Raw genomic sequence first — 26,709 nt, 5'->3', positions numbered from 1 at the left:
CTTTTAGAAAGCCTTTATCATAACATATATAGCGTCCCCATCTTCGTTTACAAAAACTTGCTTTTACCTCCCACTGAGCGACAAATACAAGTGCTGCGTTTACTGGCTCAGGGTTTGATTTTTGAACAGATTGCCAAAGAAATGTTTCTCTCTGTTAGTACAGTCAAAAATTATGCCAGCGATTTGTACAGTAAATGGCACGTCAAGAACCGTTATGAGGCTATAAAAAGAGGGGCGATGCTTGGTTATATCGACTATAACTTGATTGTGAATGAATGATGTATTGGTGAGGAGAGCGAAAGGATTTAGTCGGGGAGTGGTGGTAGTTAACTTTTCTCTAATTAATAAATTCCAGAGAAATTCGCATAGCGGGTATGATGTCAAAGCTAGTATTCAGCAGGCGTTATCCCAATTTGAACAAAGAATGAGACAGATACATACACTCAGACCCTGATTATATCTGGCTTTTTCAATTTTGTACTCTTGCTCCCGAACCCGTATGGTATTTTGAATTGGTATTCACCGCCACTATTGAACAAGCTCGAAAGTTCCACGCAGCCGTCTAAGACATCTCAAAACTGGGAGGGAGTTATAGTTACATGGCGAAGGTAGCACTGCTAATAGGAGTCAGTGAGTATGGACTTGGCTTGAATCCATTACCAGTTTCAGTCAAAGACGTACAAGCGATCGCTAAAGTTTTGCAGCATCCAGAAATGGGTGGATTTGCAGCAGCAGATATCCAAAAGCTGGAGAATCCCGATCCGCAAAAAATGCAGGAAGCCATTGAGGGATTGTTTAGTGATCGCCGAAAAGAAGACCTCATATTGCTTTACTTTTCTGGTCACGGTATTAAAGATGAAACGGGTAAACTTTACTTAGCAACTAGTCTCACTCGCAAAAATCCCCAGGGGCGGCTTGTCAAAGCGACAGCAGTTCCGGCTAATTTTATACATAATGTTATGAGCGATAGCCGCAGTAAGAGACAAGTCGTAATTCTCGACTGTTGTTTTAGTGGCGCATTTGCAGAGGGTTTATCAGCTAAGGATGACGGCTCTGTAGATATTTATACTCAACTGGGAGGTGAAGGGCGAGTTGTTCTCACCTCTTCTACTTCTACACAATATTCTTTCCAACAAGAGGGAGACAGTCTCTCAATTTATACTCGTTATGTCGTCGAAGGTATTGAAACAGGAGCAGCAGATCAAGATAATGATGGTGTGATTTCCATAGATGAGTTGCATGAGTATGCCAAAAAGAAAGTTAAAGAAGCAGCCCCCGCCATGCAACCAGAAATCTATGCCGTTAAGGAAGGCTTCAAAATTCGGCTAGCTAAAGCACCCATCGGCGATCCCAAGTTGAGATATCGGCAAGAAGTTGAGCGTTTTGCCAGTCGTGGTGTAATTTCTGCTATTGGACGCAATACCTTAGATTTGAAAAGGCAGAGTTTAAGATTGTCATCTGAAGAAGCGACAATTATTGAAGCTGAAGTTCTCGAACCTTATCAAGAATACCAAAAAAGATTGCAGCGATACGAGCAGGTATTATTTGAGGAAATTAATAAGCAATATCCTTTAAATCAAGATACTCAAAAAGAGTTGAAAGCTTTTCAAGAAGCTTTGGGACTCAAAGATAGAGATGTCGAGCCGATTTTTGCGCGTGTTGTGCCTCTAGTAAAATCCTCTTCATTAATTAACGAAGCGAGCGCAGATAGTAAGTCCACAACTCCTCTAAAACCTGAAATTACACCTCCAGAAAATTATTCTTCTAACACAGCTAAAAAATTGCGTTCTATGGCTGTTGTACTTTTTGCCACCATTTTAGGATTGACAGGTATAATTTATGGAATTTATGCTTTAACTCCCTATTTCTACACAAAGCTCAACGAAGATATACCAAAAACATCCTCTAGTTCATCTGAGCCATCCACTCCTAAAGCCGTCACAGCCACAAAACCCCCAAATGAAGATACTCCGAGCAGAGTTCTTCCAGGGAATAATGTCAACGAACCAAGGAATCAGCCTACTTCAACTGCTCTCCCAACGGAAGCTGAAGCTACTCTGCGGGCATACAGACAACGCCAAGATCAAATCCGAGCCGAATCTGAGGCGGCTCTACGGGAAATAAGACAACGCCAAGCTGCTGCTGAAGCTGCCGCAGAAAAACAACGCCAAGCTGCTGCTGAAGCTGCCGCAGAAAGAAAACGCCAAGCTGCTGCTGAAGCTGCCGCAGAAAGAAAACGCCAAGCTGATGCTGAAGCTGCCGCAGAAAGAAAACGCCAATTTGACGCAGCAAGACTCTTGTGTATTGAAAATAAACAAAGATATAAAGCGTTATTTGAACAGGGAGCAGTAAGCGAAGGTAATGTGAAAAAGGTTTTGAATGACAATAACTGTAGTGATTACGGTATAACTTGGCCATGATTTAGAGACGGTAGCTCTTGGCGGTGATCAATTGGTACAACATCTGTGGGATTGTTGTCAGTAGTTATGAGCGATCGCCTTTTCGGTTTCTGCTTTCCTTGGCTTTAGTAGTTTCTTAGTTTCTTTCGACTCCATTGATCAACCTGTTTAACTAGGGACGCTCTTCATCTTGCTTGACGACGGCTTTTGCTGTGATTTTTTTGTACGGATCTGGTGATATCGCTATTTTAGAAGAAAACTAGGGCATGATATTTCAATAGCTGCTTTGTGTTTAAATACATAAGATGTTATTAGAAAACCTTGCATTATCTGAACTACCCTCAGTTTATTTATTAGAAAAAAGTCATCTACCTAATTGTGCAGCTATCTATTTCGTTTCTAATAGTAAAGGTCAGGTTCTATATATTGGCAGAACAATCAACTTGTTTGAGCGTTGGAGAGAACACCATAGATTTAACCAGCTAAAGAGGTTTAATCGCAAAGACCTTATCAGTATTAGTTGGCTGACTTGTGCTAATGATATAACCACACTCTCACATCTCGAAAATCAGTTGATAGAGTTATACAAGCCGCCGCTAAATTGGACGAAAGTGGTGTCGCCAATAAGAAAAATAACTCCATCAGAGATAGCACTACAGCAGAGTCTTCAACAACTCGCAAAGTTAAATACTATGATATTTGGGTTTGACCCAATAGCTGACGAAGAACCACCAACAATTTACTTGGTGTACCCCGTATATGGCAAGCGTGGTCTATCAGGTAGCATACGAAGTATATTAAAAACTATCAGCAAAAAAGCCAGCACTTTGAAGTGGAAAGAGTATCACACAGAACCTAAAATTTCAGGTAAATTCGGTTATTGGTCAACTCAATATAACAATATAAGAATAGACCTATCTCCATTTGATGGTCTAGTCCACTTTATGAATAATTCTATTGCTAGAACTATTGCTGATGTAGAATTTATGGCTTTTAGCTCTGAACAGCTAGAAATATTTTTAGAAAATACATCAGATGAACTGAAGAATAATCTTTCATATTTAGATGCTCTAGAAGATGACCCTATTCCTATAAAACTGGTTGATAAATCTCAGCTAGAACAGGGGAAAGCTAAAAATGTCATTGAAGTAGAAGCATGGGAGGAATTAGAGCCAATGCCTGAAGGTGAAGCGAGAATAATGACTCGTCAGTTCTTGTATGTAGATGGTGTAGAAGTAGAAGTCTGTAGTAACACAAATGGAAAATATTTTGTCAGGCACAATGTTTACTGGTGGATAATGCACGGACGAAAAAACCCCGACCTACAATATCAGCGTGTAATAGAAAACTTAAAGGATGCTGTAGATAGACTACCTACTATAAGATGGGCTGGTTATAAATTTAGATTTGAAACTATTATATTTAGTGAGGACGATGTAGAAGTTGAGAGTGTACTGCTGCCACTGGCTATGTTTGAATATCTATTCAAGGACTTAAAGTCAAATTGTACAGGCAAGCTCCGTGAAGAACTTGAAACTGGGGAGTACCAGTCCAAGCCAGATGATAACCCAAATATAAAACTATGTGCATGGTTACAGCGCAATTCATTAGGCTCACTATTGCAAACCAAAGATAGTTAAATCAATATTTGGGGTGATTGCTACCCAAACCCAAAAATTGGCAACACATCTCAAAATAAAGACAATTGCCCCGGCGATACATTCCCCCTGCGGCGCGTATGAAAACTGAGGTGACAAGCTGTGCATAACGCACATAAGTTCTCCCGACGATTATCCTCTGGTAGAAAATTTCTGTGATGCACTGTCAGCGTTAACGCCATTCTAAGGGAACGCTCAAGTTTGGAGGTATCATCATCAGGGCGAATACATTGCAACCCACATTTAGAACAGCGCCAATTCACAGATTGTTTGATATCGAGAGCGATATCTGACCAATTTAGAGGATAACGTTCGGAGGGTTTTCTTGGCATTTCCTGATTTTCAAAATGCGTAAAGATTTAATTACCATTTCTTGAATAAGAGTAATCTACTATAATTAGTCAATTGATTAATTTTTATCACTCCGCATTATTCAACATACCCGTCAACAATTCCGACATCTCCCACAGGTCTTTATTCCGGTTGTCGTCATAAATCATCAGCGTTCGCGGGTCAGCATGACGGCTCAATTTCTGCACCTTTCTAATATTTCCATCTGTCGCATCGAGCGCCGCCGTAATTGCCGAATGCCTAACCCTGTGCGGTGACATAGATGACAGACATAGTGACTGTTTTGAATCGTTCTAAGATATGCGTGCGAGTCGTCCACCTCTGGGATCACTTCAGAATTAAATATTAGGTATACTATAAAGCTAATCGTGAGTTGTGCCATCTGGCATGATCGCACCAGTGAGCTTTGCATTTTCCAAAATAGCTCCACTTAGGTTTGCGTCTTTTAGATTGGCTTTTTCTAGCTTGGCATAACTCAAATTTGACCCACGCAAGTCTGCTCCAGTTAGGTTTGCTCCTATCAGGTTCAATCCAGAGAGAGATGCCCCACAGAGATTTGCTTTACTCAAGTTTGCTCCACTGAAGTTAGCGTTAATACTTAGACCAACCAAATTTACCCCACTAAGGTTAGCACCGCTAAAATTTGAAGCATTAAATTTTGCGTTTTTCAAGTTTGCATGGCACAATTCTGCGGCTGTTAAGTTAGTGCAATTTAAGTCTGCTTGCATCAGGTTGGCTGTATTGAGTTTGGCAGCAGTTAAGTTAGCGTAAGACAGCTTTATCTCACTTAATTCTGCTCCACTCATATCCGCTTGAATTAGTTTTGTGTTGCAAAGATTTGCCCTAGTTAAATTTGCACCACTTAAGTTAGCTTCACTTAAATCTGCACCTTCTAGGCTTGCTGAGTTGATGTTTGCCCCTTTTAAGTTTGCTCCAGTTAGATTAACTTCTTTTAAGTCAGCGCCAGCTAAATTAGCATTTTTTAGTGATGAACCCGGAGCTATAAAATAGGCATTTTCTTCAGGAATAAAATCTGTAGGAAAGACAGTCTTTTGATTGTAAATTGCTTGTTTTAGATTAGCTCCAGTTAGGTTTGCTCCTTCCAAATTTGCTTCCAAAAGATTAGTATTACTCAAATTAGCATTACTCAAGTCAGCTCCATTCAGCTTTGCTTTTCTCAAGTTAGCCCCAGTTAAGTTTGCTCCGCTTAAGTTAGCTCCGCTAAGGGTGATATCATAAATATAAGCTCCAGTGAGATTAGCTTTTCTGAGTGTTGCTTTTTCTAGGTTTACAGAGTACAGTTTTATTTTCTGAAGGTATGCACCATCTAAGTTGGCTTCACTCAACTTTGTACTAGATAAATTTGCCTCACTAAGATTTGATTCAGTCAGATTTGCTTTACTAAAATTCAATCTGCCAAAACCTTGCTTATTAAAATTTATTTTGCTCAGGTTTCTCCCAGTAAAATCACGTTCTTGAGCATCATACAACCTGAAAAATTCTTCAGCATCAATAGGTATTTCCTGGACTGACTCCTCGGCTGCATAAATTCTATTGGCTAGCCACATCATTCTCTCAATCTTGAAGTCTTGCTCATTAAAAGCTATGCCATTTTGAGCCTGTTCTTCAGCTATATTAATTAGATTATCTTGCTCTGTTTCCGCAAGGCTTGCATTTTCGATAATAGTAGCTGTCTCTGTCAATACTGGTGTTTCTTTTTGCTGCTCAACCCTTTCAAAAAACTTTTTTACTATTTCGTCATCATCAATATTTACTTTCTCAGTCGTTGCTCCCGTAACATCATTATTATTTAAATTATCCAAACTGTTACTCAAACTAGATGAATGATTGAAGTGCTGTTGCAATTCAGCAACTTGTGCAGTTAACTGCAAGATCGCCTCTTCCATACATTGAATCTGCTGTAACTCAGGTCTGTCTTGGAACTCCTGTTTCAAGGCATCAAAATAGTTTTTTAGCCAGACAATATTTTTCCTTCGCAGATTTTGCTCCGCTTCCAACTGTTCTATCCGTGCAGCTAAAGATGCTAAATCCATTTCTGAGCTAGAGATATTCATCAAATTTATCGTCAACAGTTGTGTAATCGATACTACTGAGTTAGCACTCAGTAGTTTTTGTGCAACCCTACATATAAATATTGCCCGGAATCAAGCCCAAAGTAGCAGTCAATGCTCACTACCGCAAAACTTTGACCCCACTGGAATACAAGCTGCTATTGCTTATGACTATCGACATTCCGGTGAATTTCCTTTTGATATCAATTGTGATATCAAAGCCCCACAAAGAGCGATCGGGACTCTCCTGATTTCGCTTAGGGCAAAACCGCAATTTCCAGATTCATACAGCATTATTACTTAGTCAAATCGTCAGCGCTTACACTGTCATCTAATTTAATTTCTCTTCATCGCCCTCCTTAATTGTCAATTAGCTGACAATAACTCGCCCATCCCCCACTCCCCCCTTGTTGGGAGATAGTGCGACAATAGAGGTTTTCGCACCACTGGAAGCAAAAAACACACCTCTTCAACTAAGATGTTGAAATAGCATTAAACTGACTCTGCCCCTGTGCTGCTGACTAACCAATGACACCGATCCACCCGGAAAATCTTAGTGTTCTAGAAAACTCCTTGGCGTTAGCGATCGGAGAAGATTTTTCTCTAGAGAATGACCCCGATGTGATTCAGCAGTTAATTGGGGATAAACGCAGTGAGAACACCAAGCGCGAATACCAGAAAGACTTGAAAGATTTTTTCTTGTTCGTTGCCAAGAAAGAACCCAGCCGGGATTTGGTTCTAGAGTTTCTTCACCTGGAACAACGTCATGCTGTCGCGGTGGTTCTCAAGTACAAGGCACACCTCATTAAGAAAAAACTGGCTGAAGCTACGGTGAATCGTCGCCTTAGTGCTATCAAGTCAATGGTTGAGATGGGGCGACGGCTGGGAGTGTGCAATTTCTCCCTGGATGATGTCAAAGGCGAAAGGGTCGAAACTTACCGGGATACAATGGGCATTCCAGCCGAGGACTATGCTTTAGTTATAGCGTTGGTTGACCGCAGTACCCTTAAGGGCAAGCGCGATTATGCCATTATGCGGTTACTTTGGGATAATGGCTTGCGTCGAAATGAGATAGTCAACTTAAATGTGAGTGATTTTAACGCCAAGGAAAAAACTCTTGCAATCCTGGGTAAAGGCAAGGGTAGCCAGAAAGAGATTCTTGACCTATCGGACAGAACCACCGACGCAATTGCCAGTTGGATAAAAGCAGGTAAGAAGAAACGGGGCAATGAACCGCTTTTCACGGTGCTGGCATACCACAAGAATGGAGCAAGATTAACCGGGGAGGCAATCAGGCGACTGGTGGATGGGCTATGTAAACAAGCCGGAATTACTAAGAAGATGTCACCGCATCGTGTCCGCCACAGTGCGATTACCACAGTATTGGATCTGAATAATGGCAACTACCGCGCTACCCAGCGTTTCAGCAGACACGCCCAAGTGCAGACGGTTTTGAAGTACGACGATAACCGTCAGCGTTTGCAAAAGCAGATGAGTGACTCAATATCAGAACTTATCTAGAAAAGACCTAAAGATGAGGTTGAAAGTATGGTGTTAACTTCAGATTAATTACCTTTTCTTGCCCTTAGATTTCTTGCCTAAATTCTGTGATTCAAATCCTTTTGTGTTGGTCTTCGGTTTTTCTTTAGAGGATTTGGAGCTAGACACAGTTTCCTGTGCTTCTCTTTCTGAGCCGGTGAACAGACTGCCTAATTGCTGAAGAAAAGAGTTGTTTGGTTCTTCTCTTAGGATTTGCTGGTTATAAGCTTTTTGAAAGGCTGCTATCCCTTCTTCGCTCGTCATGTCAAACCCGGCTTGCATCCCACTCGTAATAAAACTTTTTGCCATACCCCCTTTCGCTGGATCAAACATCCAGTCTGTGAACTTGCCTTCGATTTTGGCAAGGTAGGTTGCGATTGCCCCGGCACTACGAAAGTTATACTCCCGCTTCAAGAAGTTCCAAAAGGCGACCAGTTCTGAAATGGCATCCTCTGCTTCCTCTCTGTGCATCAGCGTGAGCTTGCGCGGAAGAATATGTTCCATAACGATTTGTGTGTCTGCCTTAGTCATCTTGGGCAGGGTGAATCCTTCGTAGATGTAGGACATTTCTGTGAAAGTGGCAATCCATCCACCGAACTCAGGGTGTTCTTGGGCATAAGCTTCTCCTTCAGAAGACTTGGCGAACTGCTCGACTACACCATCTATGTAGTCGGCAAGAAGGGGTTCAGCTTCGTCGTAGTCGAGATTATTGAGTTGATTGATGTCAAATGGCATGGTTTTGCTCCTTGAGGTTGAGCAGACATACGCTCAATTTAGCAACAAAGGGACAAGGCTGATACATACTGTTTGCATGGATTTATCTCTTAAACGGAATGCTAGGATACCGTTGTGCTACATAGATGTTTTAATACACTTAGTACCTGTTGTCATGGGAGCATCTCGTTCAATTTTCTTTAAACTAAGTCCTATATGAATCATGAAGAAGACAATTCCCCTTGGGGGCAAAAGGGAGCTACTCTGAGCGATAAAACAGCCCAAAAAGAATTTAACCTTGATCTAGCAGAAATTCTTGAGGCTATCAAATCAGGAAAATTGCAATATCGGCACAATACTTTATATGGAAATCCCTGCTTTAAACTCTTAAGGAATGAGGTAGAAGATTTTGTCATTGAAAAATATGGGTCGGATTATTTAAAAACTCAAAAGTGCAAAGCTGAATTATCAAAAATCAATACAGAAATCCGAAGTTTGAACCGAAAAATCTCGGAATTAGAAAAAAGAAAAGAAGAACTTTTAGCAATCATTAATTCTTGACTATGGTTGATTTAACTGAGGTTTTGCTTCAGCTAATAAAAGAAGGTTTTTTTAATTCTACAAATGAATTTAAGAGTTGGTTTTTTCATCAGATTTATACTGAGAACGATGTTTTGCAATCAAGATTCTAATTTCGTTCCTAACTTCACGCCACAACATGAAATTGGCATGGATTGGCTCTTGAAAGTCATCGCCGATAAGATAAGGATTGCCTTGACTATCAAATGCTATTTTCAAGTCATCAGTTTTTATAAATGGTTCAAGTTCCTTCGTAAGATTGGCAAATGTGCTAAAAACTTGCGCGACATCAACAGCTTTAGACATAGTATTCAATAGATTTATACTCAATCACACCAAGGAAAAATTTCATCTTTGTAAATGCACAAATAATTTAAATACTTTTTTGAAAGAAACATTCAGAGGAATCAAAGTTTTTCATGGGAATTGTTCAGAATGCTGACAGTCTCACAACCAAGATTCAACGGACAATGCCTTTACTTGCTGAATCCTCTGAAAGTCGCTGTCGGCTGACACAACAGTAAGACCGTGGTGTTGTAGAGCTACAGCAGCAATCCAAAGGTCATTTTCATCAAAACCCAAGTCTGTCACCTGAGTTTTTCTACGCTTGCTTTTCTCTTTAGGGCCAAATTGTTTCATCAAGGCTGCTTTGAGTTGACCGTAAATATTAGCCGTGTCCTCTTTCACACTGTAGATGCGGATATCTTCAAGAAATTCTGTCAAACGAGCCAGATTAGTTTCCCTCTGAGCAGAATTTTCCATCATGTATGTAAGTTCTCCCTGCACAATTACACAGGTGGCAATGTTTAATTCTCCAACCTCAGCTATTCGACGAATGACGTTTGGTTCGCCAAGAATGATAGCACTACAGTGATTAGTATCTAATAAGTACATTACTCAAAAGGATTTAAATCATAATCGAACTTGGCTTTACCACGAGTTGCGTAAACAGACTGAAGACACTCATCGAAGTCATCACCTGCCCAAGTGCCTGCGTGTCTGAGGATAGAACGACCGGAAGCCGGACGGTAGGGGAGTTGAGAATTTTCTGTCAGGCTTTCTTCTGGTTGATGTATGGTATCGGAACTTGCTGTTTCTGAATTAATGTGCGGAGGATGCGTATCTTTTTTTACTGCTGTTTGCTTAGTCTTCAAAAAACGTAGAAAATCAAGAGTTTCTTCTAGGAGTGACTCTGGAGAGGATTCGATTTCTTGGAGTAAGATTTTTTTGATAGTCATATAATCAATCCTCGGTTAGTATGGTTTCCATTTGCATCAACAACTTTTCTAATCTTTTCTGTTTTTTTGGGTCATCCCAGGCTTTGGCTTTTTGAAAACGATGGGTGATCTCTTGCATCTTCTGCTTTAGCGATTGGGGTTCTTCCTTGGGAGGAAGAGCAGCTTTGAGCCGGTCCCTGATTTGAGCAAGAGATAAATTTTGAGTTATCGCTGACTCCAGTAATGCTTTTCTCTTGCCCTCATTCTTTAACCGAGCAATTGCTTGCGCTTTAGTATAAGCAATTTTGCCCATTCGCAGAGCTTCAAGAATTTCACTTGGTAAATTGAGTAAGGTTATCCTTGTCGTTACGAAAGACTCCCAGGAAATAGAGCCTAGCTCGGAAAATACAGCTTGAATTTTCTGGGCTTCAGAACTAATCAAAACGTTTTGATTAGTATTGCCAACCACTTCATTCCGCATCCGGTAAAGAAGAGAAGTAACCTCTGCCACATCAATTTGAAGTTTGAGACTTAATAGCTGAAGAATTCCTTCTGTTTCCTCTACAGGATTCAAATCCTCACGTTGTAGGTTCTCAACAAGTGCAAGCTGAACTGCCTCAGCATCAGTTAGTTCTCTTACAGTTACAGGAACTAAAGGCAAACCAGCTTCTTTTGCAGCCCGATAACGTCGCTCTCCTGCGACTAATTCATACTGACCAATTTTTTCTAAAGGACGAACTAATAACGGTTCTAAAATTCCATGTGTGCAAATTGACTCCTTCAATTGTTGAAGCTTTTGAGGATCAAAATAGCGGCGAGGTTGGTTTGATGGAAGAGTAATTGAATCGATAGATATTTCATGAACATTGGACAAGTCAGCATCAAATTTCCAATCATCTTTCAAGCTATTACGCCTTGCCATAAATCAAAGCCTCTTCAAAAAGCTGCTCATAATCTCTTGCAGCAAGAGATGCCGCATCACCAGACATATTAAAAACGGTAGCAGATTGTCCTGGTGCATCAGCAATAACCTGTCGCTGATAAATCACTTGCTTCAGCAAAGTCAGCCCTTCGGTTTGGGATAAGACCTCTTGGGCTTCCCTCAATAATACAGTTCCCTTGGAAGCCCGACTTAAAAACATCGCAGCTTTTGGAGGGCCTTTGCGGATTTTCTGAGCTTGGTTGACCAGACGGACAATATCTTTAGTTGCTAGTAGATCGAGATTTGATGGCTGCACAGGTACTAAGGCCAAATCAACACTCAGCAATACGGCTTTAGCAGTTTCACCAAGCACGGCTGGAGAATCTACTATAACTGCTTCATACTGTCCTGAATACAGCGCAATTTGGTCAAAGAGATCATCAGGATCATTGATAACTAAAGATGGTAAGTTAAGTTTTGTTAGCCACTGACTGGAACTTGTTTGTCCATCTGAGTCAATAACCATCACACTATGCTTTCTCTGCGCTAACCAGTGAGCAAGATGAACTGCTGTTGTCGATTTTCCACACCCACCTTTTCTATTTAAAATACCAATTAACATTGATTCTGCCTAATATTTTTAAGCTTTGCTTTGAGCTTACTGCCATTAATTATGCTGCTCATCGCTGCTATTTTCGCTAGTTCTTTGCTAAAAATTCTTGAACAGTCAGAATCTCAATGCCTCTCCAGGGGTTTAGCACTAGCAGATCATCATCTCCAGTCACAATACATTCTGCTTTTCCACTGACTGCTAATTCTAGATATTTGTTATCTTTTGGATCTCGACATTCATTAATCTGTTCAGTCACCTTGATGAACTGTACAGTTTCGGACAAATCCACCAGGAAATCGTTTCGTTCTTCTGGCGTGGTGTACCGATTAAATTTGGGTCGAGCGAATACCTGTTCTAGCTCTAGCCAAATGGACTCGGACACCAACAATTCACCTAAATCTTGAGCTTTTGTGAGTGCGCGATCTGGTTTGCTCCCTGGTAACAACACCGCGCTAATGATGACATTAACATCACACACAAACCGTCTTTCATTCGTCGTCATTCAAGATTGACTCCAAAATCTCCGGCGTTAAACCCCTTTCTGCGGCTCGTCTGCCAATTTCATCCATTGTCTGCCTGAGCTTGGCAATGGCTTCGTGCCTGCAAGTCATTGAAGACTTTAGTAACACTGCGATCCGGGCTTCAATTTGTGAGCGTTCTTCTTCCGTGGCATTGCGGTATGCCTCTGCTACTTCAGACGGCACTTTGATGGTAATTTCTTCTTTAGTAATCATGGTCTGTTCGCTTCCATAATTTCTCATCTTTAATCATGTTACTTCCTCGGCTCTGAGTTACTCCATCAGGTTGTAGCTGAACAGTCATCTTACAGGTAAGGGATTATAGCTCAAAGCATTAGCCTCCTACCACAGAGTATTTATAATTCCCTGTGGTAGGCGAAAAGCAATTATTGACCCTCAGACTGCAAGTATCTTCAGGCAAAATCCTACTTTCGCTTCAAAAAAGCTCAAACTTATATATAGCAAGGCTTTTCAGACCATCTTGCTGCTTTGAGAGGGTCGAGGGGAACATTACTGTTCCACCCCTCCCGTCCGAAACCGTGCTTGCCAGTTTCCCAGCACACGGCTACTCAATGTGTTTCCATTTGTCAATATGGGACTTCAAGCTGCCATCATTGGCAGTTTTATCATCGTGGCAATGACGATGTAATAATTGGAGATTTTGCCATTCCTTCTTACCTCCACAACTCAGGGGTTTAATATGGTCAATTTCCAATAAATCGCCTTCTTGAAAATGTAAACTACACCAAACACATTTACCATTTTGTAATTTAAGAAGCTTCGCTTTAGTGCTAGGCATCTCAGGGTGTTTGCTTAGTCTTAAACTCCAATAAATTAAGTCACCATCAAAAGGACTTTTATCACCACGAACCTTGACATAATCGTTCACACTAGAGTGAAATTCGATATGTGTTAGTAATCGTAAAGGATTACTTTCTGACCTGGTGGTGAATACCCAATTGTTCTCACCTATGGTGTGCCAGTATTTTTGATGACCTAAATTAATGCTCCCAGTTTGTCTTTTAGCCCATCTTCTAAGCCGAAGATAGGTTATTCTATCTAACCGGGCAAAATCCCCAGTAGTCCCGGCATCTGAGACTCTAAAATATGAAGCCCATCCCCTGATAACAGGGTTAAGGTCTTTAATTAGTTCCGCTTGGGAACGAGACCTGTGTTTTGTGATGATGCTTTTCATATCTTGTTTATGAGTTTCAATTGCCTTCTTTGAAGGGGTAATGAGGGTGATGAAACCAAGACGAGTACCTTGACTATTTTTATTGTCTCGGTATTTCCCCACTTTTATTTGCTGAATATGATGCCCCAGAAAATCAAATCCTGGTTGACCATCTTCACTTAAGTTTGGATATAGTGTATGTGCTATCCGGGTCTTTTCTGGTTTCAATTCTAAGCCAATACCTTTGAGCCAATCTTTAATTATTTCCTCACATCTCTTGATGACCGCTAAGGATTCATTTAAGACTACAAAATCGTCCGCATACCTAATACAGGTGACTTGAGATATTTTGCAGCCAAATTTGCTTTTAGCCCCTCGAATTTTCCCGGCTGAATTAACAGGGAATTCTTGGTTTATCAGGCTTTCTAATCCATGTAAGGCGATGGATGATAATAATGGCGAAAGTACACCGCCTTGTGGTGTTCCAGCCGTTGTGGCTATAAAGATTCCTGAATCTATCACCCCCGATTTTAGCCAAGCTTTGATTTGTTGCCTGACTGAACCGTTCATGTTTAATTTCAGAAGTAATGTTTCCTGATTTATGCGGTCAAAACACTGCGATATATCTGCATCTAAGACATATTTAGCTTTCGATACAATGCAGTTTTTGATGTGTTTGATAGCATCATGGCATGACCTTCCGGGTCGAAAACCGTAAGCTGATGGCTCAAAACGAGCTTCCCATTCTGGTTCAAGGGTAGCTTTTACTACCGCTTGCAGGGCACGGTCAAAAATAGTGGGTATCGAAAGCGGTCTCAATTCGGTTTTCCCTGGTTTTGGTATCCATATCCTACGTGTAGGTTTGGATTTACCGTTAATGAATAGACCCTTTGCCAAGTCAAAACGCGCTGCTGGGGATAATGATTTAATACCAAAATGAATACCCTGAAAGCGTTGAAATATCCAACGTAAAGTGGGGCGGTCAGTTGCTTTACCTAACTGATTTTTAATCATTGATTTCGATTCAGACAAAGCGGCTCTTACTTGACGTTGCGCCAATGTATAGACCAGCAAACATAAACCCATAATCATTCCTAAAGACTCTATTCTTTCAGGGCTTTTGAGGAAAATGCTATCGGCAAAAAATAATGGGTCTTTAAGAAAAGCAAATCCCCTCTCACAGCACTGCTGGGCTTTATATTCACTCAGCATTGAATTGTCACCTAGCTGCTTTGACTCTAAAATATTTGTGGCAATAATAAAACGCCCTGCACTCAGAATTTCTGTATTAATTTTACTTTCATTCTGAGATACTGTAGCTGAAATTTGGTAAGATATTTCTGCTTGATTATCTTTTTTGTGAGAGATAATTTCCGTAACTTTCCTCTCCGCAATTTGGTGATATTTAAATTGTTTTGATAGTTTTGATAATGCTTTTATTGCATCAGCTTCACAAGCAAATTTATCTCGGGAAAACTTTTTTAACTCCTGAACAGCTTTGAACTCTGCCTTGATAATTTTTTGTGAGAGTTTACGCAGGTCTGATTCTCTTCTATCTTGACTCTGCACTACTAACCATCTTTGTTCTATTCCGGCATAATTTACTGTTTTTGTCGCAAATTTGTATCCTGGCAAGCTACTATCAATAAATTCCGATTCTGGTAGTGTTGATATTAATGTTTGTGCTGATTTTATACTTAATGGCACTCGACATAGCCAGCGTAATTCTGACATCAATTTTAGATTTGATTCTGTATATAAGGCGCAGTCTGCAACTATGAGACTATTTACTTCTATTTGTTTCTGGTACTCAACTGCTATTTTACCAAAACATGATGAGTCGGCTTGGTTTCCTGATGCTAATTTTAAAAATATTGGTATGTCTCCATCCCCTGAACATATTAGTTCTATGATGAATTGTTTTAAATCTGGTCTGTGGTCGCGGGAATAACCGTAGGTGATGGTAATTTCTTTTGGTGATTTTACTGCTAATTCTTCTAATTCTTGGTTGTTTCCTACTTTTTGATTCTCAAATATTACTTCTGGTAAGCTGGTGTTATACTGTCCATGTACGTGCATTGATGATGAATCTAAATGTGATGATGACAGAGATATACCAAATTTTTTGGCAGCTTTTAAGGCAATGGTAAAAAATATTGTATCCAGTCCTTTTATAAAAAGCTTATCCATGACTCTCCCCAGTTTATCGTCGTTGAGATATTCTGGTTTTACTCCTGCTCCTATTAAATGCTCACAGGCTATTTTTTCAAAGTATTGGGGAAACATATACAAAGGTTTTGATACAAATCCTAACCCATTCAATATCATGGCTTTAACGACATGACCTGGGCTGACTTTTTCTCCTTTCTCTTCACCTATTAATTCATTGATTGTTTCTACTAATCCTATAGAATCTATGATTCCTGCTACTATCCCTAAATGGTCTATGTTCTGAATTTCAATGTCCTGAGTATTCAAAATCACAACAGTATTCTCCACGACTTCTGTTGCAATTCTCTCATTCATCTTTTTGTTATCAATTAATTTTTTTCACTATGAAGTGTTTCCTTTTTAATATCTTCGTCACAAAACTTCCTCTTCTCTCCAAATCAAGAGACTTAATACTACTTATTCTCATTAAGTCTCTAGAATTTTGAATCTATATTAGTTCTTATGTACTACTATGTCAGCTTTTTGTTGATCTGTGACAGTTAGGGTGCGGAAGGTGGGTTCTTAACCCATCCCTCCCAAATAAAGCTATTAGCTTGACTGCCTACCTACTTATCGACCGTTGTAGGAACTATAATTTGGGTTATTTCGTTCCTGATATCCATTGTTTTGAATCTTTAGAGGATGTCTATCCACCGGGGGTTTAGGAGGTACGCTGTCTCGGTTGCAAGATACTGACAGTCCTTACCCTTGTCGGTTATTTCCAACCCAAGGTGTGTCCGAGACACAAGCTTATATTCCTTGGCGAGATTTGACGATGGCTCAACGACATTTCGTTTACTCTCCTCATAGATTCTTGCTTGCAGTTGGTGCTTTCAGCAATTACCACCATTAACCGCTTTCATCCCCGCTTTACGAAGAGAGATAGTCAGTCTTCTCCGTAGGGGCTACCATCATTGGTAGTTTATGTGCTTTTAACCCCGCACCAGGGCAGTAAGAATTGGTTTCTCAGTTGTCGCCTCACTTACATAGATATCAAGTTGTCATCAGTAGAGGATTAAAGTGCGGACTCAGCCCAGAAGGGTTACTCTACTAAAGCCTGGAATCCCCCCAGGAAACTGGGTTTCTCCAGAACGAATCGCACTTACTTGTATCTCGGCTCAATACCTGATCTGCTTGAGGGTACTACTGAAGAAGAACTACGAAGCTCATTTAATCTGGAAGTTTCGGAGTAACAAACTTACAGAGTTACAGATTAAGGGTGCAATGCAGACTCAATTTTCTCTAGTTCATTACCAAGATGCGCCAGTTTTGCCTCTTCATCAAGAAGCTGCTGTTCTAATTGAAACTTAACTGCGGTTCCAGCCTCAATCGCAAAATCTGCCCGCATCCGCTTTACTTTCTGGCTGCGGATATCCCATTCTGCTTGGAGTGCGTCTAGTTTCTGCTGCGATCGCCGTCGTTGTCCAGGAGTTAAGCTAGTAGAAACTGGACTAGTTTCAATAGTTGCTGCTTCACCAGATAAAAATTTACTTCCACCAGCGTAATAACAAAGGGGAAAGTTATCGCCCAAATCCAACACTTTATTTACAAACGGGTGCTGCGGCCCTGATGCTCTTTTGGGTACTTGGTCAAACAAGTAAACTAGAATATCAAGAATACGTGCATATCCATCTTTATTCACCGCCGCTTTACCTTGCAAAGCTTCCAACAAGCAATCTGTGAAAGCACTGTAGGGTTGACCCGTGTAAGAATATTCGTCTTCTCGTGAGGAAGCAACCACAACTCGACCGCTTCCCGCTCCTAGCACATTTAACAGTTCCGGCGGTAAGGGTGATTTAACAAATGTTTCCCCTGGCTCCTTCAAAGCTGGAACACCACTTGCATGACAGCAATCTAATAAAACTACGAGTTTACGCGCTGTAATTGCTTCAATTTTTTGGGTAAATTCTACACCTGAGATAGCTGTGTCTGCGCGTTGACTGGGGTCATAACCGAACGGTACAAGGAAGTATTCATTGGTGCGCTGGATGCGTCCACCGTGACCAGAGTAGTAAATAATCACAGTTGCATCAGGATTTTGATTGACCTGGGCGATAATTTGGTCAAAAGCTGCGAGGATATTTTGCCGAGTTGCAGAGGTTTCGGTAAGAAGTGTGACATTTTCTGGTGAATAGGCGGCGCGATCGCTATCAATCAGTATATCTCGTATAGCCGTTGCATCTTTGACTGTGACTGGTAAATCAGCACCTACGCCAATGAGTAATGCATAACCGTTGGTAAAAGTTTGGTTTGTCATACGGTGGATGAGGAATGCGCTCGCCTTTTTTAATTTATAGATTTATGAGTAGTGTGTAAACATGAAGTTTTTATGGTAATAATATTCTCCTGCTGCATTCCAAATCTCAGTATGCTGAAGACTGGCTTGAAAACCCGCTTCAGTCATTAAATCATCTATCACTGGTTTGACAGTAGGAATTAAACCTCTATGTTTAGCTACCAAGAGAATCCCTAATAATTTTGAATTCATAGAAACCTGACCTCATAGGATTTGGGGTGAAATAAGCAGCCGAACAGAAACTTACGCTAAGGAATTGATTAGCCGTTTTGAACCCAAGCGATCGCTCTTATAAACCTGTACCAATTGAAGGCTCTGAAATTTAAAAACCTCAAATCCTTACTGTGCCGTACAAAAAAGCTGTACTAAATAACCTATAGCTTAATTGGTACATCCAGAATTGTGAAAAATATCGGTTTGCATAAGAACTCTTGCATAAATATTTTGTGGTATAATCAAGGGTCATTTTATTTTCAGTTTTGGTACATTAAAATAGTAAGAGTTTAGCATTTTCTTCTAGCAAGTACTATCTGGTAATCGCTAGTTAAGAAGATGGCAGCAAAAATCGTTTCAGTTATTGATTAATACTGAAATTATTTGATTAATTCGATTTTTTTATTAGATTTATATGGCTAATTCGTGATTATAAATTCCCGCAATTAAATTAGACCTTAAGCCAAAACGTCGGTGACGGTTTCGATATCTATCAGACAAAATTTTAAATATCTTTAGACGACGATTTACGTGTTCAACAGTAATTCTTAATCGATTGAGTTCTCGATTATATTTTTTCTGTTCTTTCGTCAACTTCTTTCCTTTTGGTTTTTTAATTGGGGTTTTACTCAATTGATGAATTTTATTAATTCCTTGATAGCCTTTATCCGCGATGACCTTGAGTAATTCTCCAAATTTTATCCCGCTATTTTTAAATAGCCTAAAATCATGGATTCTCCCCAAACCATGCGCTAAACAGATGACTTGACTAGTGTTTTGGTGGATAACTACCTGCGTTTTTAAAGTATGTTCTCCTTGCTTACCGCTAAAAAATCTTTTTTGTCCGGTATGAGGTCTTTCAATTGGACTTTCCGTGACATCCATTACAACTACATTTTCTTCAGAGGACATTTTCCATAATTGTTTTTTACCCGGTAAACTAAACTTTTTTGACTTAATTAAAATATTTTCAATTTTAAAAACTATACGACAAACCGCAGATTCCGAAAGCCCAAAGTCTAACCCAATATGATAATAGGTGCGGTATTCCCTCCAATATTGAATAACCATTAAAACTTGGTCTTCAATAATTAGTTTAGGACGACGACCCGGCTTTTTTTTCTTTTTTTCATTAGCTTTAACTACCTCAACCATTAACTCAAAGGTTTGACGGCTTACTCCAGTCATGCGCTTAAATTTTTTCGCACTCAGGTGTTTAGCTTTCTCTATTTTCACTGCTCCTCAAAGTCCTAATCGCAAATTGCCAAATCTTTTATTGTACCACAAAACACTTTTGCAAGAGTTCTATAATGCTTATCCAGTAAGGGTTACAGCCTTAGCGTAACTTTCTGTTCGATTGCTCATTTACCCCCGATTTTAGATTTTAGATTGGGCACAAGGGGCAGAGGGGAAAAACTTAACGCAACTTCTCCCCTGCTCCCTGCTCCCTTGCTTTTTCCCCACTCCCCATTCCCTGTTCCACATTTTCCACCCGCACTTTTGTTTTTGAATTATTATAAATTGACATCAAACCCCCCATAGCTACGAGCGATAAAGCCGACGGTACAAAAGGCACCCAAGCACCCGAAATTAACAGACCAAAGCAAACTACATACAAAACGCTAGAAGTAACACCGATTGCCAACGCCAACCAGGGTAACGAAAGCCTACGCCAAGCGAGGACTCCCCCGATCAAAGACCAGCCCCAAATCCAGGCCACTTCCGCCCACCATGACCAAACCCCCAGCAACGGCCGCCCATCCTGCACTGCACTGAGGATTTGGCTGACCATCTGTGCTTGTAATATCACTCCTGGCATTTGCTCATCTAAAGGAACGCCATAGGGTGTAGGCCAGGTGTCTGGAGAATCCCCCTTTGCCACTACACCAATCAAAACAATTTTGTCTTTGATAGCACTGGGGTTAATTGGACTAGATAAAAATTGGGTTAGCTTTACTTGTTCGGCTATTTGTTTTGGGGAACGATAATTGAGTAAGATTTGACCGCCATTGGCATCAATATTTTGATAGCCGCCAGTCCGAGATTTCAGGTTCTCAAAAATAGTTTTACCTAGCTGCAAATTCCCTTCAGGTGTGAACTTTGGTTCAATTCCTGAAGGGCGCAGATAGAGGGAGGCCAGTTGTAGACTGAATGCAAAGGGAGCAGGACACAACGATGTCGCCTCTTGGTTCATGAACAGAAGATGCCGACGGATAACTCCATCACGATCATGAATAAAGTCACTGAATCCCAAATTTGTCGTAGGGATTTCTGGAAGTCCCTTAATACCTTTGATATTTCCCGTGCTATCACTTCCCTTGCATACGCCAATCAAGTTCTGAGTTTGCTGGAGACGAGTAATTAAATCTGGCTCTTTGGCCGGAAAATCTCGGTAGATATCCAAGCCGATCGCGCGGGGTTGGTATTGATTCAGTTTCGCTAAGAGTTTATTGAGAGATTTTTCGGAAATAGAAGCTCCGATGAAAGACTCACCATTTTGTCTTTGAGTCGCCAGATCGTCATCGTCAATTGTGATTATCAACAGTCGGGGATCAAGTCCTTCCGCAGGGCGCGATCGCATCATCTGGTCATAGGCTGAAATTTCTATATTTTCCAGTATTCCCAACCATCTAATCCCTGCAACAAAACCTGTTATAAGCAAACTTACAAAAATTACTCTGCTAAAGTTAAATCTACTAGATGAAGTTTCGCTATTGTTAATTAACTTTTGTCTACTTACTGCTTGGCTACTAAATGTTTTAATAATTGAAGTCGGAGCTTTTTGTTTTTCCGAACGTCTAACGTCATTTATAGAATGCGCTGTTACTTTGATAATTTCTTCAGGAATGAGTAAATTTATTCCAGCTACCTGGATTTGATTTTGATAAATATTAACTCTTGTAAACTGAGTTTTTGCGCTTTCTAAATCACCACGAATAAAGCTCCCTATTCCACGAGTGTATATTAATAATGCTTCAAAATCTGCTAGTGGTTCGGCAACTGTTTCTACAAATGAGGCTAATCGTAATATTTCTGCTTGATATTGATTTTGATCCAATTTTGATAAAGTCAATGCTAGTTCGCGAACTGCTTCACTAGGAAGTACATAAGCTAATGCAGTCCATCGTTGAGCTTGGGCAAGGTCTTTAATATCAGGATCATCGTTACGAAGTTGTGGGTGGATGTAATCGAGTAGAAAGTTAGCAAGTTCATCAAGTCGCTGTTTACCAAAATCTGGGTCTTCCTTCAAGGATTTTAGCAGTTCCTTTCGTATTGCTAAATCCATCTCGTAGAGTTCATGCCCAACTTCATCACATAGGCTAGAAAGCAGTATATCCGCTACACTTACCCAAGGGATACTTAGCACTTGACCATGAATATCGTACTGGAAGTTAGCCCACAAACGATATAACAAATCGGGTGTGAGCGCTAAGGGAAAAGCCGCATGATAAGCCAAATACAAGTGGGCTTTTCCAAAACGTTTTTTAAAAGACTCGATGCGTCGGTTAGCAACTTCAGGTCTGATTTTACTCATTTTATCCGCTCCTGAAAGTTCGGAGAGCGTCCGCGCAAGACATCAATTGCGTCTTGCATACCTCGGCGGTTGACTTCATACATCGGGATTAGATGGGCAATTTCTCCAGATGTAGTACCAAGCCAACGCGATTGCGGCATTGGATTCAGCCATGCAATATAGCGAACATATTGCTTGAGTTTTTTCACAAATGCCCCAGTTAAATCAATACGTTCTGGATTAAAACCACCACGAGCCGCACCTGCATCACTAAAGATGAGTACAACAGTTCGTTCTTGACGCAATTGGACTAAAACATTTTCAATCAGTTCAGCTTGTTGATGATTAGGGTCTTGGTAAAGATATTCTACTGGACAGTTATGAAAGTAATAGATATTGGATCTTCCTAAGCGTCCTCCCCGAAGAGCAGTTTCTACCAAGCGTTGTGATAGAGAATGAAATGGTATCATTGACCCATCTTGGTCAATAAGTAACAGCAATTCAGTTCGGTTTACCCGACGCGGTACGATTACAGGTTCTAAAAAAGTGCCTTGGTATCCAATTTGTTTGATTGTTGCTTCCACATCCAATTCAGTTGGCACACCTTCCCGGATCATCCGGCGCAAGTACCGCCACATCTGCTTCATCTGCCGTTGAGTTACAGGTAGGTAGTCGAAAGAAAGAATAAACTGATTGTAAGAATTTTGGTCGTTCCTGCTGGTTGCTTGCAAAACTGCTTGAGCGACTTGCACTTCATCTTCAATTACTTGAGTCAAACTTGAAGAAATATTTGAGTCTGTAGTTGCTTGGAGAAGGGAGCTATCATCATTGGCTGTTTGTTTAGATAGTCGCTCAGTCAGCCATCTAATAATTGTATATATAGTAGTTAAGACAGATCCGGAAGCTAACCCTACTCCAACTACTTTAAAAGCTAGACTTATAAATGGGGCAATCGTTTTCCAATTACTCTCGTTCTGGATTTGATTCGTCTGCGGTGCTGTAGTCGCGCTAGGATTAGTTCCTGGAGTTGGAGTTGGATTAATTAATCCGGGCGCCTGAGATGGAATTGCTGAATCTTTGGTAGTCTGATTTTGATATCTGCTTGTTATCCCCCAAACAATCCCGGCTCCTATAATGCAAGCTCCTGCTAAAGCTACATAGCGAGTTATTTGAGAAAGCTGATGCTGCCGATTTGTCATAGTCGATGTTGGCGAGGTTGCCAAAACAGCCTCACTGCTCATCACTTGCTCAAAATGATACTCAAATAACTGCATTTCCTCTGTAGATTTGATCCACAAAGTCTGACACAGACGCTTCAAAGCAGCTTGGTCATTAATCCCAAAACCAGCTTGTATAGCTTGTAAAACTAACTGATACTCATCAATACCTAGTGGTAAGCCAGCTTCACGCAGCTTAGTAAAAAGTTCCAGTAGAGGCAAATCATTTACTTCCACGGCTCTGTCTCAGATAGCGTATATGGTCATCCCAACTTTTTAGCAACACGCCAGCATAAGGTATCTTGCCATCCAGTTTTGCCAAAGCCTCATCTTGACGATATCGACGCAGGACGCGAAACCAGTCAATTAATTCACTGGTGCTGACTTTCTTGCCAGCCTCCCCTTTATCTTTTCGCATTTCTTCCCGCAGTAGTAAGAAGCGAACTATGGCTTTATCTACCAAAGCTTGAGGTGAATCAGGAAACAGACCGTTAACAATCTGTATCAACCGCTCACGATTAGGGAATTCAACATAGTGAAACAAGCACCTTCGCAAAAAGGCATCCGGTAAATCTTTCTCATCATTGCTAGTAATTAAAACAATTGGTGCTGCCTTAGCCTCAATTTTCTGACCTGTTTCCTCAATAATAAACCGCCGCTCATCTAATTCCAGCAGCAGGTCGTTGGGAAAGTCAATATCAGCTTTATCAATTTCGTCAATCAGTACAACAGCACGGTTTTCTTGCTGAAATGATCTTCCCAGAGGCCCCCAGCGTACATAGGTAGTTGGGTCATCAATTCGCTGAATTTGTTCTGCTGTCAAGCGACTGGAAACAGCTAGCTGGGCATCCCGCAATCGTCCAACGGCATCATAGTTATACAACCCATCCCTTGCCCGACTAGTGGATTTGACATACCAAGCTTCCAAGTTCAAACCTAGCTCGTAGGCAACTGCACTTGCAAGTTGAGTCTTACCGCATCCCGGTTCACCTTTAAGCAGTAAGGGACGTTCCAAGTAAATCGCTAAGTTGACTGCTTCTACCAGTTCAGGATTAGGCAAATACGGATATAACAGATGTCCATTCGCCCCCCTTTCTCCTAGTTGGGGCTGCACTTTACCTGTATATTCCAAGACTTTTCCGCCTACAGCCTTAACCATTTTTCCTCTTCATCATACCAATTACAGCCAGACAGTTGACAAATTTCGCCCAATGCGGTTTCTGGAATGCCATTATCACTGTTTTTCAGTATTATTTGTACTGTTTCATCTAACTGATCTATCAGTTTAATCGGCAATTCGTCTGCTGCATACTCTAGCCAGTTAGTCAGTTCATCGTCAGAAAATTGGTTAATCTCAGGCAGTTTCACAGGGTTATCTGGCTTCCAAGTAGGGTCGAGCCGTTCTACAAAAGGAATATTCCAACTACCTACGCAGCCATCATAATCTACCAGGAACATTAATAATTTGAATTGACTCGCTTGCGGGCTATCCGTATTAACTTTAGTCGCTAATAATAACCAGAAATCTCGGATCAGCTCGTCTAAAAGAGTTTCCGAAAGACAATCGACATCATATAAAATTAACAGAACATTCTGAGTTCGCCACCATTGATAAACTCGTTCGGCAATTTCAGGAATTGAGCTTTGCCTACCTAGACCAACTCTACCACCAAGTTCACGCCACAAAGCAGCACTGTCACTCCTCCGAGCAATGCGACTGAGTTCAATTCGCACAACCTTTCCCGTCATGATATTGGGGACATTTTGTACTACTAAACGATTTAACAACCAGCGCTGACCATAGTACAGTGAACCGTGGATTAGAAAAGCTGCTACTGAATGAGTCTCAATAAATCTCCGAAATGCTCGCGTCTGCTCTCGATAGCCCAATTTCAACAAAGCACGATACACTCTTCCACTAGATAAAGCTCGTTCCAGATCACCAAGCTGCTGATCCAATTCATTTAGTTCAGCTTCAGTTTGTTGAATTTGCTTTTCTAATTGGAAGCGAATGAGAGTATCTGCTGCGATCGCATAATCACAACGTAACCGTATTAGCTTCTTGGCTACTAGGTCATACGGTTCTTGTAATGCCTGGCGTTTGTAGTGTAGGTGCTGCTCAGTGGACATCCAGTTACTTTTTGAGCCAAAAATGTTGTCTCAATACTCCAGATTAGCGAGGTGAAATTCAGTTAATTACATTCTGTTTCAATAGCTGAAATAGCTAAAACATCATTGTGACGCTATAATATACGACTTATACATTTTATTCTTTTAGAAATTTACCAGTTAACAGACTTAGTATAAAGATATTTTTGTTTATTAACTTGGTGAAGTGATGAAATCCGAAGCTGTGCAAAAATTTACCTTTTTTAAACAATACAGAAGCACAACAAGCAAAAGTGTTGCACAGTCGCACCCATCCCTAATGCTTGTGGGACAAGACTTTCTTATTTAATACTGTAAATATTTCTTACTTATTTCTTTCGCCCAGCTTTGGCGAAATACAGTGAGAAGCAGCCCAGTCTTGGAGCATTCCACGATTTTAGTCATTCGTGTAATCGGCAATTGAAACTGGCTCTACAAGAGCAATGAAGTATTGGCTCAAGTAGAAGATCGTGAGCGATTTCCATGAGTCTACGAACTTGCGGTAGCTTCAGCAAAGCTAGATGTAGCGCCTACAATGCTAATCGCTCAAACCTGCAATCAAAGTATTTTCAAACCAGGATTAAGGTTCTTGGCAACTTTTGGTGATGATGAAAGGTTACGCGCTTTAAAGCAGAAGGCAGCTATGCTGAAGGGTTTTAAGATTTTGCCTGTCGTCGTAGAAGTTGTGACAAAGACTCAGATACAACTTGAAGACTTTTCTTGTGATGTAGAGGTTCTGTAACCCAAGAAACGCAGGATTTTCTGTAGTTTTCTTCTTTCTTCCTTCTGCCCTCAGCATAGATGCCTAAACCAGCCCACTATTGATCACCAAAAGCTGACAAGACCCAAAGTTGGTTACAACCAGAATTTTATCCGAAGATTTCCATAAATACTTAATAGAGTAAAACCCTTGCAATTTAAGGATTACATCTGCATCGACAGACTTCCCAAAAAAAAAATGGGAAAATAGTTGACAAAAAAATTTGCACTCGCTATATTTGATAAGCACCTGAGAGACGAGCGCGAAAGAGCGACGCCTGAAGGACGCCGAACCTTGAAAATATTATAGTTTGAAAGCCATTATACAACAAGTGGCCTGCGTCAAGCAAATAAAGAGAACTAAGCTGGAGTTTTAAAAGAGCAGCTAATTGAGCTATAGAGCTTTCCAATACAAAACGGAGAGTTTGATCCTGGCTCAGGATGAACGCTGGCGGTATGCTTAACACATGCAAGTCGAACGAAATCTTTCGGGATTTAGTGGCGGACGGGTGAGTAACGCGTGAGAATCTGCCTTCAGGTCTGGGACAACCACTGGAAACGGTGGCTAATACCGGATGTGCCGCAAGGGTGAAGG

The 26,709-nt window shown here is 40.7% G+C and carries 24 protein-coding genes, 1 rRNA gene and 2 pseudogenes; 8 read left to right on the top strand and 19 right to left on the bottom strand.

Annotation, left to right across the window (positions count from 1 at the left end; all coding sequences use genetic code 11):
• From RRG12_RS37040 to RRG12_RS37030, 3 genes are all read left to right on the top strand, one after another.
• On the top strand, window positions 1–279 hold a 279-nt coding region (locus RRG12_RS37040; protein WP_420762646.1), incomplete at its 5' end, for a response regulator transcription factor.
• Window positions 280–599: 320 nt separating this feature from the next.
• Window positions 600–2,420, top strand: coding sequence for a caspase family protein (locus tag RRG12_RS37035; protein ID WP_420762645.1), 1,821 nt, complete (start codon window positions 600–602; stop codon window positions 2,418–2,420).
• A 284-nt stretch (window positions 2,421–2,704) separates the two neighbouring features.
• Complete coding sequence (locus RRG12_RS37030) at window positions 2,705–4,039, top strand: GIY-YIG nuclease family protein (protein ID WP_420762644.1); 1,335 nt, start codon at window positions 2,705–2,707, stop codon at window positions 4,037–4,039.
• Between the two features lie 50 nt (window positions 4,040–4,089).
• Here RRG12_RS37030 and RRG12_RS37025 read toward each other — a convergent pair whose 3' ends face one another.
• From RRG12_RS37025 to RRG12_RS37015, 3 genes and pseudogenes are all read right to left on the bottom strand, one after another.
• Window positions 4,090–4,389: an HNH endonuclease gene (locus RRG12_RS37025; RefSeq protein ID WP_420762643.1), complete on the bottom strand. Its 300-nt coding sequence runs from the start codon at window positions 4,387–4,389 to the stop codon at window positions 4,090–4,092.
• An 87-nt stretch (window positions 4,390–4,476) separates the two neighbouring features.
• Window positions 4,477–4,668: pseudogene (locus RRG12_RS37020) on the bottom strand (integrase); the annotation flags it as partial.
• Between the two features lie 102 nt (window positions 4,669–4,770).
• Window positions 4,771–6,483 carry a pentapeptide repeat-containing protein gene (locus RRG12_RS37015; RefSeq protein WP_420762642.1) on the bottom strand — a complete coding sequence of 571 codons (1,713 nt, stop codon included), beginning with the start codon at window positions 6,481–6,483 and terminating at the stop codon, window positions 4,771–4,773.
• Window positions 6,484–7,008: 525 nt separating this feature from the next.
• Between RRG12_RS37015 and RRG12_RS37010 the strand changes: the two genes are divergently transcribed.
• Window positions 7,009–8,001 carry a tyrosine-type recombinase/integrase gene (locus RRG12_RS37010; protein WP_420762641.1) on the top strand — a complete coding sequence of 331 codons (993 nt, stop codon included), beginning with the start codon at window positions 7,009–7,011 and terminating at the stop codon, window positions 7,999–8,001.
• 48 nt (window positions 8,002–8,049) lie between these two features.
• Here the strand turns inward: RRG12_RS37010 and RRG12_RS37005 are convergent, their stop codons facing one another.
• Window positions 8,050–8,754 carry a hypothetical protein gene (locus tag RRG12_RS37005; RefSeq protein ID WP_420762640.1) on the bottom strand — a complete coding sequence of 235 codons (705 nt, stop codon included), beginning with the start codon at window positions 8,752–8,754 and terminating at the stop codon, window positions 8,050–8,052.
• A gap of 195 nt (window positions 8,755–8,949) precedes the next feature.
• Here RRG12_RS37005 and RRG12_RS37000 point away from each other — a divergent pair, with 195 nt between their 5' ends.
• On the top strand, window positions 8,950–9,294 hold the full coding sequence (locus tag RRG12_RS37000) for a hypothetical protein (RefSeq protein WP_420762639.1): 345 nt from the start codon (window positions 8,950–8,952) through the stop codon (window positions 9,292–9,294).
• A 69-nt stretch (window positions 9,295–9,363) separates the two neighbouring features.
• On the opposite strand, the gene RRG12_RS36995 is transcribed toward RRG12_RS37000, so the two are convergent.
• The 8 genes and pseudogenes from RRG12_RS36995 to RRG12_RS36960 form a co-directional block, all read right to left on the bottom strand.
• A complete protein-coding gene (locus RRG12_RS36995; protein WP_420762638.1) occupies window positions 9,364–9,618 on the bottom strand; it encodes a hypothetical protein in 255 nt (84 codons plus the stop codon).
• A 141-nt stretch (window positions 9,619–9,759) separates the two neighbouring features.
• On the bottom strand, window positions 9,760–10,206 hold the full coding sequence (locus RRG12_RS36990) for a type II toxin-antitoxin system VapC family toxin (protein ID WP_420762637.1): 447 nt from the start codon (window positions 10,204–10,206) through the stop codon (window positions 9,760–9,762).
• Window positions 10,206–10,550, bottom strand: coding sequence for a DUF2281 domain-containing protein (locus tag RRG12_RS36985; RefSeq protein ID WP_420762636.1), 345 nt, complete (start codon window positions 10,548–10,550; stop codon window positions 10,206–10,208). Before RRG12_RS36985 ends, RRG12_RS36990 begins: the two co-directional genes overlap by 1 nt.
• 4 nt (window positions 10,551–10,554) lie before the next feature.
• Window positions 10,555–11,451 carry a ParB/RepB/Spo0J family partition protein gene (locus RRG12_RS36980; RefSeq protein ID WP_420762635.1) on the bottom strand — a complete coding sequence of 299 codons (897 nt, stop codon included), beginning with the start codon at window positions 11,449–11,451 and terminating at the stop codon, window positions 10,555–10,557.
• Window positions 11,438–12,073 carry an AAA family ATPase gene (locus RRG12_RS36975; protein ID WP_420762634.1) on the bottom strand — a complete coding sequence of 212 codons (636 nt, stop codon included), beginning with the start codon at window positions 12,071–12,073 and terminating at the stop codon, window positions 11,438–11,440. Before RRG12_RS36975 ends, RRG12_RS36980 begins: the two co-directional genes overlap by 14 nt.
• 76 nt (window positions 12,074–12,149) lie before the next feature.
• Entirely contained in the window at window positions 12,150–12,566 is a 417-nt protein-coding gene (locus RRG12_RS36970) for a putative toxin-antitoxin system toxin component, PIN family (RefSeq protein WP_420762633.1), read from the bottom strand.
• A complete protein-coding gene (locus RRG12_RS36965) occupies window positions 12,553–12,798 on the bottom strand; it encodes a hypothetical protein (protein WP_420762632.1) in 246 nt (81 codons plus the stop codon). The genes RRG12_RS36970 and RRG12_RS36965 overlap by 14 nt, the downstream gene beginning before the upstream one ends.
• 394 nt (window positions 12,799–13,192) lie before the next feature.
• Window positions 13,193–16,282: pseudogene (locus RRG12_RS36960) on the bottom strand (IS1634 family transposase); the annotation flags it as partial.
• Between the two features lie 367 nt (window positions 16,283–16,649).
• Between RRG12_RS36960 and RRG12_RS36955 the strand changes: the two are divergent.
• Window positions 16,650–16,820 (top strand): hypothetical protein, encoded by a 171-nt coding sequence (locus RRG12_RS36955; RefSeq protein WP_420762631.1) that lies wholly within the window; start codon window positions 16,650–16,652, stop codon window positions 16,818–16,820.
• Between the two features lie 360 nt (window positions 16,821–17,180).
• On the opposite strand, the gene RRG12_RS36950 is transcribed toward RRG12_RS36955, so the two are convergent.
• From RRG12_RS36950 to RRG12_RS36920, 7 genes are all read right to left on the bottom strand, one after another.
• Window positions 17,181–18,224 carry a caspase family protein gene (locus RRG12_RS36950; protein WP_420762630.1) on the bottom strand — a complete coding sequence of 348 codons (1,044 nt, stop codon included), beginning with the start codon at window positions 18,222–18,224 and terminating at the stop codon, window positions 17,181–17,183.
• Window positions 18,225–18,266: 42 nt separating this feature from the next.
• A complete protein-coding gene (locus RRG12_RS36945) occupies window positions 18,267–18,455 on the bottom strand; it encodes a DUF3368 domain-containing protein (RefSeq protein WP_420762629.1) in 189 nt (62 codons plus the stop codon).
• Window positions 18,456–18,887: 432 nt separating this feature from the next.
• Window positions 18,888–19,712 carry an IS5 family transposase gene (locus tag RRG12_RS36940; protein WP_420762628.1) on the bottom strand — a complete coding sequence of 275 codons (825 nt, stop codon included), beginning with the start codon at window positions 19,710–19,712 and terminating at the stop codon, window positions 18,888–18,890.
• Between the two features lie 181 nt (window positions 19,713–19,893).
• Window positions 19,894–22,011: a CHASE2 domain-containing protein gene (locus RRG12_RS36935; RefSeq protein ID WP_420762627.1), complete on the bottom strand. Its 2,118-nt coding sequence runs from the start codon at window positions 22,009–22,011 to the stop codon at window positions 19,894–19,896.
• A complete protein-coding gene (locus RRG12_RS36930) occupies window positions 22,008–23,444 on the bottom strand; it encodes a hypothetical protein (protein WP_420762626.1) in 1,437 nt (478 codons plus the stop codon). The genes RRG12_RS36935 and RRG12_RS36930 overlap by 4 nt, the downstream gene beginning before the upstream one ends.
• On the bottom strand, window positions 23,431–24,366 hold the full coding sequence (locus RRG12_RS36925) for an AAA family ATPase (protein ID WP_420762625.1): 936 nt from the start codon (window positions 24,364–24,366) through the stop codon (window positions 23,431–23,433). The genes RRG12_RS36930 and RRG12_RS36925 overlap by 14 nt, the downstream gene beginning before the upstream one ends.
• On the bottom strand, window positions 24,351–25,337 hold the full coding sequence (locus RRG12_RS36920; RefSeq protein ID WP_420762624.1) for a hypothetical protein: 987 nt from the start codon (window positions 25,335–25,337) through the stop codon (window positions 24,351–24,353). The genes RRG12_RS36925 and RRG12_RS36920 overlap by 16 nt, the downstream gene beginning before the upstream one ends.
• Before the next feature lie 553 nt (window positions 25,338–25,890).
• On the opposite strand from RRG12_RS36920, the gene RRG12_RS36915 reads away from it, so the two are divergent.
• Window positions 25,891–26,097, top strand: coding sequence for a hypothetical protein (locus tag RRG12_RS36915; RefSeq protein ID WP_069071895.1), 207 nt, complete (start codon window positions 25,891–25,893; stop codon window positions 26,095–26,097).
• Window positions 26,098–26,527: 430 nt separating this feature from the next.
• Window positions 26,528–26,709 (top strand): 16S ribosomal RNA (locus RRG12_RS36910); the annotation flags it as partial.

It is taken from the genome of Nostoc sp. CALU 546, assembly GCF_048836525.1.
The sequence above is the reverse complement of the archived record's forward strand: the minus strand, read 5'-3'. Positions and strand labels throughout refer to the sequence as shown.

Excerpts from the sequence above, each read along its gene's own strand:
- RRG12_RS37035 (WP_420762645.1), top strand. The coding sequence starts at position 600 with ATGGCGAAGGTAGCACTGCTAATAGGAGTCAGTGAGTATGGACTTGGC.
- RRG12_RS37030 (WP_420762644.1), top strand. The coding sequence starts at position 2,705 with ATGTTATTAGAAAACCTTGCATTATCTGAACTACCCTCAGTTTATTTA.
- RRG12_RS37025 (WP_420762643.1), bottom strand. The coding sequence starts at position 4,389 with ATGCCAAGAAAACCCTCCGAACGTTATCCTCTAAATTGGTCAGATATC.
- RRG12_RS37015 (WP_420762642.1), bottom strand. The coding sequence starts at position 6,483 with ATGAATATCTCTAGCTCAGAAATGGATTTAGCATCTTTAGCTGCACGG.
- RRG12_RS37010 (WP_420762641.1), top strand. The coding sequence starts at position 7,009 with ATGACACCGATCCACCCGGAAAATCTTAGTGTTCTAGAAAACTCCTTG.
- RRG12_RS37005 (WP_420762640.1), bottom strand. The coding sequence starts at position 8,754 with ATGCCATTTGACATCAATCAACTCAATAATCTCGACTACGACGAAGCT.
- RRG12_RS37000 (WP_420762639.1), top strand. The coding sequence starts at position 8,950 with ATGAATCATGAAGAAGACAATTCCCCTTGGGGGCAAAAGGGAGCTACT.
- RRG12_RS36995 (WP_420762638.1), bottom strand. The coding sequence starts at position 9,618 with ATGTCTAAAGCTGTTGATGTCGCGCAAGTTTTTAGCACATTTGCCAAT.
- RRG12_RS36990 (WP_420762637.1), bottom strand. The coding sequence starts at position 10,206 with ATGTACTTATTAGATACTAATCACTGTAGTGCTATCATTCTTGGCGAA.
- RRG12_RS36985 (WP_420762636.1), bottom strand. The coding sequence starts at position 10,550 with ATGACTATCAAAAAAATCTTACTCCAAGAAATCGAATCCTCTCCAGAG.
- RRG12_RS36980 (WP_420762635.1), bottom strand. The coding sequence starts at position 11,451 with ATGGCAAGGCGTAATAGCTTGAAAGATGATTGGAAATTTGATGCTGAC.
- RRG12_RS36975 (WP_420762634.1), bottom strand. The coding sequence starts at position 12,073 with ATGTTAATTGGTATTTTAAATAGAAAAGGTGGGTGTGGAAAATCGACA.
- RRG12_RS36970 (WP_420762633.1), bottom strand. The coding sequence starts at position 12,566 with ATGACGACGAATGAAAGACGGTTTGTGTGTGATGTTAATGTCATCATT.
- RRG12_RS36965 (WP_420762632.1), bottom strand. The coding sequence starts at position 12,798 with ATGATTACTAAAGAAGAAATTACCATCAAAGTGCCGTCTGAAGTAGCA.
- RRG12_RS36950 (WP_420762630.1), bottom strand. The coding sequence starts at position 18,224 with ATGACAAACCAAACTTTTACCAACGGTTATGCATTACTCATTGGCGTA.
- RRG12_RS36945 (WP_420762629.1), bottom strand. The coding sequence starts at position 18,455 with ATGAATTCAAAATTATTAGGGATTCTCTTGGTAGCTAAACATAGAGGT.
- RRG12_RS36935 (WP_420762627.1), bottom strand. The coding sequence starts at position 22,011 with ATGAGTAAAATCAGACCTGAAGTTGCTAACCGACGCATCGAGTCTTTT.
- RRG12_RS36925 (WP_420762625.1), bottom strand. The coding sequence starts at position 24,366 with ATGGTTAAGGCTGTAGGCGGAAAAGTCTTGGAATATACAGGTAAAGTG.
- RRG12_RS36920 (WP_420762624.1), bottom strand. The coding sequence starts at position 25,337 with ATGTCCACTGAGCAGCACCTACACTACAAACGCCAGGCATTACAAGAA.
- RRG12_RS36915 (WP_069071895.1), top strand. The coding sequence starts at position 25,891 with ATGCTAATCGCTCAAACCTGCAATCAAAGTATTTTCAAACCAGGATTA.